The organism is Armatimonas sp. (assembly GCF_043760365.1).
Lineage (GTDB): Bacteria > Armatimonadota > Armatimonadia > Armatimonadales > Armatimonadaceae > Armatimonas.
Map to the genome: position 1 here is coordinate 1 of NZ_JAYUPA010000583.1, position 4,325 is coordinate 4,325.

Genomic DNA, 4,325 nt, shown 5'->3' on the forward strand with positions numbered 1-4,325 from the left:
AGCAACTTTGTTGCCGCCATTGAGCATCGCCAGGATCTTAAAATTGCGTGTCTGGAAGAGATCGCGTACCAATCGGGCTGGATCAGTGCCGATGGTGTCCTGATACGCGCTACGAAGCTCGGCAAAACAGAATACGCGTCCTATCTTCGCCGCCTAGTCAAAGCCTGATCCTCGCGAGTGCTATGTTATACTGCCCCTAAGAAAACTATGTCTGAATCGCTTAAACAAACTGATCTTGCACCTGAATACGCTGCTGTACTGACCACACAAGAATACACACGTAAGATGCCGATCGAAGGTGTCCGTGTGCTTCCGCTGAACCTGATGACCGACGATGGGGGCAGCTTTGCGGAGCTGATTCGTCTCGATGAGAATGGTCACCTGCTCGCTATTCCTGAGTTTCAAGTTCGTCAGTCGTCGTATTCCCTGGTGCTCCCAGGGGCGATCAAGGCGTTTCACCTACACTACAACCAGGAAGATGTTTGGTTTATCCCCCCGACCGATCGGCTACTCGTGGGACTTTTGGATTGCCGCAAGGACTCCCCTACCTCGGGCACTTCTACGCGAATTATTCTCGGAGGAGGCCGTGCACAGCTTCTCTATATCCCCCGAGGAGTCGCGCATGGTGGAGCCAATATTGGCACACAGAACGCCACCATCTTGTACTTTGTCAACCAGCACTTCAACCTGGACGATCCTGACGAGCGGCGGCTGCCCTGGGACATTCTGGGGAGTGATTTCTGGCAAATGACCCCTGGCTAAACGATGCGTCTTGCCTACGGTGACACCATTCGGGTCTGTGGACTGATCGCGGTCTTACTGATTCATGTCTGCGGCTTCGGGCGGCGCCCCCCTCTGGCGGAAGACACGATAGGCTGGTGGATCTGCAATGCCTTCTCGTCGCTGTCTCAGTGGGCCGTGCCGGTCTTTGTGATGCTCTCAGGGGCACTTTTGCTCAACCCGGATCGGCAGGAAACTCCCCTAGCATTTGCCCGCAAGCGTTTCTTACGCGTGGGCGTACCGCTTCTCTTTTGGTGCTACTTCTATCTTGCGTGGAGCAATCCTAAAGGCATGAGCCCGCAGAGCTGGGAGTTTCTGCGCCAAGGGCGGCCCTACTACCATCTCTACTTTCTCTTTATAGTCGCCGGGCTCTATCTGCTCACACCGCCGCTCCGCGCCCTGATACGCTTTCTGGGCGACCGAGAGCGCTGGTGGCTGGGAGCCACAGCACTGGCAATTGCGGGAGCGACGGTTTTCTGGCGTCCTGAGGCGGAGGGACGCGTGGCTTGGATGCTCTTTGTTCCCTACTTGGGCTACTACATCCTGGGCTTCTCCCTCAAGCGGCGCACGGGCGACCCGCTAACCCCTCTGCTGGGCCTTCTTGGTTGGCTGCTTGCTGCGGCGTATCTGATCTTTGGCGAGTGGGTGCGTGCCGCGGATGCAGAGCCCACCGAGGCGCTACGCTACGTGATTCAGGGACATTTTTCCCCCGCCGTGATCCTAGAGAGCCTGGGTGTCTTTGTTTGCCTGAGGGAGTGGATTCGCCGGGAATCGCGCTGGGTTCGCGAGCTGGCACAGCTCTCTTTGGGGATCTATCTGATCCACCCCTATCTGCTTGAAGAGCTTGCCCAGAGCGGACTGAGCAACCGCTGGCACGGCCCCGCTGTCGGGGTGCCGGTTACAGTCACGGTGCTGCTAGGCTTCAGCACACTGGCGATCTATCTCATCCAGCGTGCCCCGTTCGCCAAGCTCTTAATTGGTGGCTAGCTACTCTGGAAGGCCCAGCAGAGATTTCGGTGCGTTGTGCGGCGGCCCCGCCCAGTTCGACCACGCGACATCGGTTGGCCCGGTGACGTGCTCGACGGCTTTCCACTTCCCTTTGACTTTCTTCAGAAGCGCATAGGTTGTCGGGCCGTCAAAGAAGCCCTGCTCAATCTCGGATTTATAGCGCGTTTTCTTAAAGTCAATCGGCTTATCGGCGGGCGTGCGCGGCTCACAAACCACAAAAGCAAGGTCGCCTAGGACGCGCAACTTGGTAACTCGAAAGAGCACTTTTTGCTTGAGATCGGCTTCGATACGGGGTCGCAGTGCGTCTAACAACGGCTTGCGCAGGGGATGCGTCGGCCCAATCTCGGTCGGTTTTGCATTCTGAAAAAAGTGCATGGCCTGATTGTACTATGATTTAGGAACACGGATTACTAACCTCAGATATAGATTTTATAGGTTGCTTGCCCGAGGAGCAACGAGAGCAGGCTCCAGAGCGCCCCAACGGTGTAGTCGCCCAGAATCAGGCCCAGGAAAAACGGGATGGCGCGGCGGTGGGCCGTCATGCCGCCGTAGCGGATGAGCAGTAATTTGGTGAACCAGGCCACGAAGACGCAGAGCCAGAAGTAGTTCATGGCGTAGCTGACTCCCAGTGCAAAGCCTGTCGGATGAAAGGGCCAGGTAACAAACGCATTGCGCAGCCCGGCGAGCGCCCCAACAACGGCGAGGCCACCGAGAAAGAAGTAGAGATTGGTTGAGCCCGCAGGCTGCCCGGTCTTGATCCAGGAGCTGAGCTGATCGAACGACTCGCGCCCTACCCACACTTTATAACCCGTCGCCTTGCCCTGTGCCCCGGCATCATACGTCACGATGTAGTTGGCGGCGTAGGTAGTGACAAGCGAGACTAGCGCCGCCACTGCAAAGACCCCGATGAGGCGTGCCAGCCCCATCTTGCGGCCCTCGGTCATCTTCATACCCTCCAGAAAATTGGGGATCGGGTGGCAGCGATAGCCCCGGTTGAACCAGTACATCGCCTGCATCCCGATGAGATTGACATCGCCCAGCGCACGGGTTCCAAAGAGCGTCACCAGCATGTCGGCAGGCTTCACAAACACAATCTCATGCGGTGTCCCAAACTCCGCCCGTACCCGCGTGATCGCCAGCGAGAGCGCCATGAGAACAAGAAAAAAGCCCGCCGTTACGACCGGACTCATGTTGAGCAAAAAGACACTCCAGCAAGCGAGTAATGCTCCGGTGAGGGCCAGTCCCAGCCACGCCGCTCTGTCCCAGCGGGCCTCGCCGGTTTTCTTTCCCTTGCCAAAGGCAGCATCGAAGCCCGCTGTCAAATGCCGACGGTTCGCCCAGAGAATCGCTGCCGCCACGCCCAGCCACGCCCCGGAGCTAATCTCTTTTAGAAAGGGCCAGCCCTGCGCCGCACTGGGACCATCGAGCCCGGCAAAGCGCCCGAAGACGAAGTAGCCGCGTGCCAGCAGATACGAAAACCAGCACGAGAATGCCAGATCCAGCGGGATGAAGTAGGCCAGCCCAATAGCGAATGGGTAGAGCGAGGTCTGCATCCCGTAGCTGCGGATCGCCTCCCAGGGCTGCGCGGTGAAGAACTGCCCCACATCGTAGAGCTTAATCCAGGGCGCATTCGGGACTTGAGGATAGAGCTCGTGAATGCCGTTGACGAGCCCAATCAGAAACGCCAGCCCAAAGCCTGCCCACATCAGCGGCTGCTTAAAGAGCTGGCCACTAGGCTCCGTCATGGCGAGCGGGAGCTGGATCACGGGAAAGGCAAGGCGCTCACTCTCGGTCCAGGCACGGCGCACAAGCAGCGTGATACAGAGAAAGTGGGCTGTGAGCGTCAAAAAGAACAATCCCCAGAGAGTCAGCGGCACGATCCAGTGAACCAGGAACCCCGGCATGCGCTCCAGTGGGATATTGCCCCGGTACCAGGCGTTCAGCGCCGCTTCATCGCGAACAAACAGCCCGGCGGGGAGCTTCTCAATAAAGACTTCTTGCCAGTGATTCTGCGCCGCAAAATAGTACGGGTGCGTGATCACACCAAAGAGATTTTGGAGCATGTCGTGGCCCGCGAAGGTGTTGGAGATCACCGCCATCAGATACGCCGTGAGTAGCTCCTCCTGGCGCAGTCTTCGCTTTCCGAGAAACGTATTGCCCACCACCAGTAGCAGCAACAAGAAAATGGGTGTGACAAAGAGCGGCAATGATGAGCCGTCGAGAATGTAGTAGCGCACCTCGACCGCCGTCACCCAGACCGCGTTGACCGCCGCCAGCAATGCCCCGAGCAGCACCGCCCGGAGTGTAATTCCTTGCATCTTTCCAATTGTACACGCTTTCCGGAAACCCTGTGGAGGGGGTAGTCTTATGGTCATGGAACTCAAAACAAAAGTTAGTGACGCCCCCGTGACAGAGCATCTCGACGATATCAGCGTGCTCAAGGAGCTGATTGGGCGCTCGGTGACCACGAGGGGATAGTCCCGCCGGTTGGAGCGGCGGGACCGGAGAGCGTCGCAGGCTTCGCTACGAAGGCCGTT

The 4,325-nt window shown here is 58.1% G+C and carries 4 protein-coding genes; 2 read left to right on the top strand and 2 right to left on the bottom strand.

All coding sequences use genetic code 11. The features are described 5' to 3' along the window. The first annotated feature begins 285 nt into the window (after nt 1-285). Together ACH2EH_RS13260 and ACH2EH_RS13265 are read left to right on the top strand one after the other, a co-directional pair. On the top strand, nt 286-762 hold the full coding sequence (locus ACH2EH_RS13260; protein ID WP_395142406.1) for a dTDP-4-dehydrorhamnose 3,5-epimerase family protein: 477 nt from the start codon (nt 286-288) through the stop codon (nt 760-762). 3 nt (nt 763-765) lie between these two features. Further along, complete coding sequence (locus tag ACH2EH_RS13265) at nt 766-1,767, top strand: acyltransferase (protein WP_395142408.1); 1,002 nt, start codon at nt 766-768, stop codon at nt 1,765-1,767. Here ACH2EH_RS13265 and ACH2EH_RS13270 read toward each other — a convergent pair whose 3' ends face one another. Further along, on the bottom strand, nt 1,768-2,163 hold the full coding sequence (locus ACH2EH_RS13270; RefSeq protein ID WP_395142410.1) for a hypothetical protein: 396 nt from the start codon (nt 2,161-2,163) through the stop codon (nt 1,768-1,770). 41 nt (nt 2,164-2,204) lie between these two features. Then, entirely contained in the window at nt 2,205-4,106 is a 1,902-nt protein-coding gene (locus tag ACH2EH_RS13275; RefSeq protein ID WP_395142412.1) for a DUF6785 family protein, read from the bottom strand. Between the last annotated feature and the right edge of the window lie 219 nt (nt 4,107-4,325).

Excerpts from the sequence above, each read along its gene's own strand:
- ACH2EH_RS13275 (WP_395142412.1), bottom strand. The coding sequence starts at position 4,106 with ATGCAAGGAATTACACTCCGGGCGGTGCTGCTCGGGGCATTGCTGGCG.
- ACH2EH_RS13265 (WP_395142408.1), top strand. The coding sequence starts at position 766 with ATGCGTCTTGCCTACGGTGACACCATTCGGGTCTGTGGACTGATCGCG.
- ACH2EH_RS13270 (WP_395142410.1), bottom strand. The coding sequence starts at position 2,163 with ATGCACTTTTTTCAGAATGCAAAACCGACCGAGATTGGGCCGACGCAT.
- ACH2EH_RS13260 (WP_395142406.1), top strand. The coding sequence starts at position 286 with ATGCCGATCGAAGGTGTCCGTGTGCTTCCGCTGAACCTGATGACCGAC.